Origin of the sequence: Saccharothrix obliqua (assembly GCF_019375475.1) — a bacterium.
GTDB classification, from domain to species: Bacteria; Actinomycetota; Actinomycetes; order Mycobacteriales; family Pseudonocardiaceae; genus Actinosynnema; species Actinosynnema obliqua.
Genome location: NZ_JAHXGQ010000025.1, coordinates 1 through 5,946, shown reverse-complemented (window position 1 = coordinate 5,946; position 5,946 = coordinate 1). Strand labels below are relative to the sequence as shown.

Annotated in this window: 1 protein-coding gene and 1 pseudogene; both read left to right on the top strand. The window is 75.2% G+C overall.

The window, feature by feature from the left end:
* Positions 1-7 precede the first annotated feature (7 nt).
* Positions 8-5,383: pseudogene (locus KZQ38_RS35610) on the top strand (type I polyketide synthase); the annotation flags it as partial.
* Between the two features lie 4 nt (positions 5,384-5,387).
* The coding region (locus KZQ38_RS35605; RefSeq protein WP_308258747.1) for a beta-ketoacyl synthase N-terminal-like domain-containing protein at positions 5,388-5,946 on the top strand (559 nt) is incomplete at its 3' end.

The window sequence follows — 5,946 nt, the reverse complement described above, 5'->3', positions numbered from 1 at the left end:
TGCCACCGTGATGGGCACCCCGGCGGGGTTCGTGGAGTTCGCCCGGCAACGTGGTCTCTCACCCGACGGCCGGTGCCGGTCGTTCGCGGCGGACGCCAACGGCACCGGCTGGTCGGAGGGCGTCGGTGTGCTGGTGTTGCAACGGTTGTCGGATGCGCTGCGGGATGGTCGGGAGATCTTGGCGGTCGTGCGTGGTTCGGCGGTGAACCAGGACGGTGCGTCGAACGGGTTGACCGCGCCGAACGGTCCGGCTCAGCAGCGGGTTATTCGCCGGGCGTTGGCGAGTGCCCGGCTTGAGCCGTCGGATGTGGATGTTGTGGAGGCGCACGGTACCGGGACGGTGTTGGGTGATCCGATCGAGGCGCAGGCGATCCTGGCGGTGTACGGGCAGGAGCGGGTTCGGCCGTTGTGGTTGGGCTCGGTGAAGTCCAACATCGGGCACGCGCAGGCCGCGGCCGGGGTGGTCGGCGTCATCAAGGTCCTGTTGGCGATGCGGCACGGGACGTTGCCGCGCACGCTGCACGTGGACCGCCCGACCGACCGGGTGGACTGGTCGACGGGTGCGGTGGAGTTGCTGACCGAACCCGTGCCGTGGCAGGCGAACGGCCGTCCGCGCCGGGCCGGGGTTTCCTCGTTCGGCGTGTCCGGGACCAACGCCCACGTGGTGTTGGAAGAAGGACCACGTCGTGAGGCGGACCCCGTCGAGCACACCGGACCGGTGCCGATCGTCGTCACGGCGCGCACCGCGACCGGCTTGACGGCGCAGGCCGAGCGGATCGCCGGGCACCTCGGCGCGGACCTGGCGGCGACCGCCCGGACCCTCGCCACCGCGCGGGCCGTCCGGGAGCACCGGGCGGTCGTCGTCGCCGACGACCCGGCGCGGGCCGCCGAACTGCTGCGCTCGCTGCCGACCCCGGCGCCCGCCGGTGACGGCGGGGTGGTGTTCGCGTTTGCCGGTCAGGGTGCGCAGCGGCCGGGTATGGGGCGTGAGCTGCACGCCGCGTTCCCGGTGTTCCGGGATGCGTTCGACGCGGCCTGTGCGGAACTCGACCGCCACCTGCCCGGACCTCCGGTGCGGGACGTGGTGTTCGGCGATGGCGCGGGGTTGGACGAGACGGATTACACGCAGGCCGGGTTGTTCGCCGTCGAGGTGGCGACGGCCGCGTTGCTGGCGTCCTGGGGCGTCCGGCCGGTGGCGCTGGTGGGCCACTCGATCGGCGAGCTGAGCGCGGCACACGTCGCCGGTGTGCTGTCGTTGCCGGACGCCGCGCGGCTGGTGGCGGCCAGGGGGCGGCTGATGCGCGCGCTGCCCGGCGACGGCGTCATGGTCGCCGTGGCGGCGGGCGAGGAGGAGGTCCGCGAGATCTGCGGCGGGATCGACGTGGCCGCGGTGAACGGACCGGCCTCGGTGGTGATCTCCGGCGAACGCGCGCGGGTGGCCTCGGCGGTGGACGAGCTGGTCGCGGCCGGGCACCGCTGCCGTGAGCTGAACACCTCCCACGCGTTCCACTCGGCGCTGGTGGAACCGATGCTGGCCGAGTTCCACGAAGTCGCCGCGTCGGTCGCGCTGCACCCGCCGCGGGTGCCGGTGGTGTCGACGGTGACCGGCGGTCCGCTCACCGACGACCTGGCCTGCTCGCCCGCGTACTGGGTGGACCAGGTCCGCCGGACGGTGCGGTTCGCCGACGCCGTGCGTGCGTTGCCGGACGGGGTGGTCCTGGAGCTGGGGCCGGGTGGCACGCTGACGGCCCTGGTCGAGGGCTTGGATGTGACGGCGATACCCGTGACGCGCCGCGATCACCCGGAAGCGCGGTCCGCCCTGACTGCGGTCGGCGAGGCGTTCGCCCGGGGCGTCGCCGTCGACTGGGCGGCGGTGCTGCCGGCCGGTCCGAAGGCCGCCGCGCCGACGACGGTGTTCGAGCACCGCCGCTACTGGCTCGCGCCGAACACGGGTGGCGACGGTTCCGGGCTCGGCGTGGACCCCGTCGCGCACCCGGTGCTCGCCGCCGCCGTGGAAGACCCGGAGACCGGCGGTGTCGTGCTCACCGGGCGGCTCACGCGGTCGGCACAGCCCTGGCTGACCGACCACGTCGTGGCGGGCGAGGCGTTGGTGCCCGGCGCGGCGTTGCTGGAACTGGTCTGGCAGGCGGGCGAGCGGACGGGGTGCCCGGTGGTGGCGGAACTCGTCGCCGAGACGCCGCTGCCGGTCGGCGCGGACGAAGCGCGGTCGGTGCGGGTGGTCGTGAGCGGACCGGACGACGCGGGCCGCCGCCGGGTGGCCGTCCACTCCGGGACCGGCGGCACGTGGACCCGGCACGCGACCGGCACGCTGACCGCCGAGCCGACGCGGCGGCCGAAGCTCGGGCAGTGGCCGCCGGCGGGCGCGGAACCCGTGGACGCCACCGGCCTGTACGACGAGCTGGCCGACGCCGGGTACGCGTACGGGCCGGCGTTCCGCGGCGTGCGGGCGGCGTGGCGGCGTGGTGACGAGCGGTACGCGGAGGTGGTGCTGCCGGACGGCGTCGACCCGGCCGGGTTCGCACTGCACCCGGCGTTGATGGACGCCGCCACGCACCTCGGCGCGATGTCCTCCACGGAGGTGCGCGTGCCGTTCGCGTGGAACGGCGTCGAGCTGTCCGGACGTGGCGTCACGGAGGTGCGGGTGCGGATGACGCCGACCCCCGACGGCGGCGCCGCCCTGGAGGTGTTCGACCAGGCGGGCGAACCCGTGCTGACCATTGGTTCGCTGCTCGGCCGACCCGTCGCGGCCGACCGGTCGGCGGACGACCTGTACGCGGTGGACTGGGTCGAGCTGCCGGCGGCCGAACCGGCTGAGGTGGCCGTGGTGGCGTCCGACGACCTCGACGCGTTGCCCACGCCACCGGACTGGTTGCTGCACCGGGTGCGGTCCACCGAGCCGAGGCGGGCGGTGGCCGCCGTGCTCCCCTTGTTGCGGCGGCTGATCGGCGACGCGCGGTGGCAGCGGACCAAGGTGCTGGTGGCCACCGGCCCGACCGCCGCCGACCCGGCCGCGGCGGCGGTGTGGGGCCTGGTGCGCGGCGCCCAGGCCGAGCACCCCGACCGGTTCCTGCTCGCCGAGCTGGACGACCCGGCGGCGGCGTCGCGGGCCATCGCGTCCGGCCGGTGGCAGGTCGCGGTCCGCGACGGGCGGGTGTGGGTGCCGCGGTTGCGCCGGTTCGAGGCCGCCGACCGGTGGGCGTTGGAGGTCACCGGAGCGGGCACGGCAGACGGGATCGCACCCCGGCGCGTGCCGGACCGACCGCCGGCGGCCGGGGAGGTGCGCATCGCGGTCCGCGCGGCCGGCGTCAACTTCCGCGACGTGCTCATGGCGCTGGGGATGTACCCCGGCGAGCCGCTGCTGGGCAGCGAGGCTGCGGGCGTGGTGGTCGACGTCGGCGACGGGGTGCGGCTGCGGCCGGGCGACCGGGTGTTCGGGATCTTCCCCCGCGCGTTCGGCACGACCGCCGTCACCGACGCGCGGATGGTCGCGCCGGTGCCGGGGGGCTGGACGTTCGAGCAGGCGGCGGCGGTGCCGGTGGCGTTCCTGACCGCCTACTACGGCCTGATGGACCTCGGTGGCCTGCGCGCGGGCGAGAAGGTGTTGATCCACGCCGCGACCGGCGGTGTCGGCACGGCCGCGGTGCAGCTCGCCCGCCACCTCGGTGCCGAGGTGTTCGCGACCGCCGGCGTGGGCAAGCACGACGTCCTGCGCGGGATGGGCCTGGCCGACGACCACATCGGCGACTCGCGCACGCTCGCGTTCGCGGACCGGTTCCCGAAGGTCGACGTCGTGCTCAACGCGCTCGCCGGCGAGTTCGTGGACGCGTCGCTGCGGCTGCTCGTCGACGGCGGCCGGTTCGTGGAGATGGGCAAGACCGACCTCCGGGCCGGCATCCCGGGCTACCGCGCGTTCGACCTGGTCGAGGCGGGGCCGGAACGCATCGGTGAGCTGCTGGCCGACCTGCTCCCCCGGTTCGCCGACGGCACGCTGACCCTGCCCCCGGTCACCCGCTGGGACGTCGGGCACGCCGCCGACGCGTTCCGCGAGATGGCCGCCGCCCGGCACGTCGGCAAGAACGTGCTCACGCTGCCACGTCGACCCGACCCGGCGGGTTCGGTGCTGGTGACCGGCGGCACGGGTGCGTTGGGCGCGGCCGTCGCCGAGCACTTCGTCACCGCATACGGCGTGCGTGGTGTCGTCATCGCGTCCCGCCACGCGGACCGGGCCGAAGACCTGCGGGCGCGGCTCGAAGCAGCCGGCGCGTCCGTCACGCTGGTGGCGTGCGACGTCGGCGACCGCGAGCAGGTGCGCGACCTGCTCGCCGCGGTGCCCGCCGACGCGCCGCTGACGGCGGTCGTGCACGCCGCCGGGGTGGTCGCGGACGCGGTCGTGGCCGGCATGTCCGAGGACGACCTGGACGCGGTGTTCCGGCCCAAGCTCGACGCCGCACGTCACCTGGACGAGCTGACCCGTGACCTGGACCTCGCCGCGTTCGTGCTGTTCTCGTCCGCCGCCGGTGTGCTCGGTTCCCCCGGCCAGGCCGGTTACGCGGCGGCCAACGCGGCGTTGGACGCCATCGCGACCCGCCGCCGCGCCGCGGGACTGCCCGCCGTGTCCCTGGCGTGGGGCGCGTGGGAGTCGTCGGCCGGCATGACGTCGCGGCTCGGCACCGGTGACCTCGAACGGCTCGCCCGGTCCGGTGTCCGCCCGTTCGCCGCGGACCAGGCCCTGCGGTTGCTCGACGTGGCGTTGGGCGCGCCCGTGGCGCACCTGGTGCCCGTCCGGCTCGACCGCCGGGTGTTGCGGGAACGCGCCCGGGACGGCGTGCTGCCCGCCCTGCTGGACGGCATCGCCGGTCCCGTCCGGCAGGTGCCCGCTCGCCGCGGCGTGGCCGACCTGACCGGGCTCACCGCGCCGGAGCGGCGGGCGCGGCTGCTCGACCTGGTCCGGGCCGAGGCGGGCGCCGTGCTCGGGCTCGCCGCCGGCGACCTCGGGCGGACGACACCGTTCCGGGACGCCGGGTTCGACTCGCTGACCGCCGTCGAGCTGCGCAACCGGCTCGGCTCGGCGACCGGTCTGGCGCTGCCCGCGACGGTCGTGTTCGACCACCCCAACACCGCCGCCCTGGCCGACCACCTGCACGGGCTGCTCGACGGGGACCCGGAACCCACCCTGGTGGACCGGCTGGACGAACTGGCCGCCTCGATCGGCGCGTTGGACGCCGAGGACCCGGCGGTCGCCGGGGTGGCGGCGAAGTTGCGCGCGTTGCTGGCCGCGCTGCCCGGCGCGGGTGCGGACGACGACCTGGACGAGGTCACCGAGGACAACCTGTTCGAGTTCCTCGACCGGGAACTGGGCTGACACCGTGGGGGACACCGTGGACGACAAGAGCCGGAGCGTCGAATACTTCAAGCGCATGACGGTCGAGCTGCGGCGCGCCCGCGAGCGCGTCGCCGAGCTGGAGGCCGAACGCGGCGAGGGCATCGCGATCGTCGGGATCGGCGTGCGGCTGCCCGGCGGCGTCGACACGCCGGAGCGGTTCTGGGACGTGCTCGCCGGCGGGCACGACGTGGTCGGCGGGTTCCCCACCGATCGCGGGTGGGACCTGGACTCGTTGTTCACCGACGACCCGGCCGCCGCCGGGCGCTCGGCGACGCGTCGGGGCTGCTTCCTCGACGACGCCGGTGCGTTCGACGCCGGGTTCTTCGGCATATCGCCGCGTGAGGCGTTGGCGATGGACCCGCAGCAGCGGTTGTTGTTGGAGACGTCGTGGGAGGCGTTGGAGCGGGCCGGGATCGACCCGACCTCGTTGCGCGGCAACGACGTCGGCGTGTTCGTCGGTGCTTCCACGCAGTCGTACGGGATCGGCGCGCAGGCCGAGTCGGAGGGCTTCCTGCTGACGGGAACGGCTCCGGCGGCGTTGT